2 protein-coding genes and 1 pseudogene are annotated in these 935 nt (G+C 70.7%); all 3 read right to left on the bottom strand.

Annotated features, from left to right (window positions below; genetic code table 11):
- A partial coding sequence (locus IH09_RS36165; RefSeq protein WP_190233521.1) for an ATP/GTP-binding protein occupies positions 1-296 on the bottom strand: 296 nt, incomplete at its 3' end.
- On the bottom strand, positions 277-687 hold the full coding sequence (locus tag IH09_RS36160) for a DUF742 domain-containing protein (RefSeq protein ID WP_052861984.1): 411 nt from the start codon (positions 685-687) through the stop codon (positions 277-279). The genes IH09_RS36165 and IH09_RS36160, both read right to left, overlap by 20 nt.
- 106 nt (positions 688-793) lie before the next feature.
- Positions 794-935: pseudogene (locus IH09_RS36155) on the bottom strand (roadblock/LC7 domain-containing protein); the annotation flags it as partial.

The following is a 935-nucleotide window of genomic DNA, read 5'->3' as shown; positions in this document are numbered from 1 at the left end:
AAGCGGTCCTGTCCGGGGGTTCCGAAGAGGTACAGGATCAGGTCCTGGTCCAGGGTGATGCGGCCGAAGTCCATCGCGACCGTCGTGGTCGTCTTGTCCTGCACGTGGCTCAGATCGTCGATCCCGGCCGACGCGGAGGTCATCACGGCTTCGGTGCGCAGCGGGTTGATCTCCGAGACGGCCCCGACGAACGTGGTCTTGCCCACGCCGAAGCCGCCCGCCACCACGATTTTCGCGGAGGTCGTCGAACGGCCCGGGGCCCCGCCGGAACCGCCGTCAGAGCTTGCGAAGTCCACTGAGCACCCTCTCCAGCAAGGTCACGTCGGGCGTGCCGCCGGCCTCACCGCTGCCGCCCGGCTGGTGGATCGCCACCATCCCGGCCTCTGCCAGGTCCGCGACCAGAATCCGCGCCACACCCAGCGGTATGTGCAGCAGTGCCGAGACCTCCGCCACCGACTTCACCTCGCGGCAGAGGTGGCAGATGCGCTGGTGCTCGGGCAGCAGCCCGGGCAGCTGGGCGGGGTCGGCGGTCGTGCTGACCAGCGCCTCGATGGCGAGCTGGTAGCGCGGCCGGGTGCGGCCGCCGGTCATGGCGTACGGACGTACCAGCGGCTGGTCACCTTCACCCCCGTACGACGCCTGGCTGTAGGCGCCGTACGGGCCGGAAGTGGCAGGTGGCGGGGTCATGTGTCCTCCGGGCTGGACGACTGACAGTCGTCGGGTCGGGCCGGTGGGGGTGCGGCGCGGTGGGCGGTGGGCTACTCGGCGGTGTACGGGCGGTGCCTGGGGCACCTCAGTGCAGCAGGCTGCCCTGCAGCTCTGCGCGGAGGTCGGGCGTCAGGACGGTGCCTGCGCGGTCGACCAGCAGGGCCATTTCGTAACCGACGAGGCCGATGTCGCACTCGGGGTGTGCGAGGACGGCCAGGGATGATCCG

The sequence above is a fragment of the Streptomyces celluloflavus genome (assembly GCA_000720995.1).
GTDB classification, from domain to species: Bacteria; Actinomycetota; Actinomycetes; order Streptomycetales; family Streptomycetaceae; genus Streptomyces; species Streptomyces celluloflavus.
This window is presented reverse-complemented; position numbering and strand designations above follow the sequence as displayed.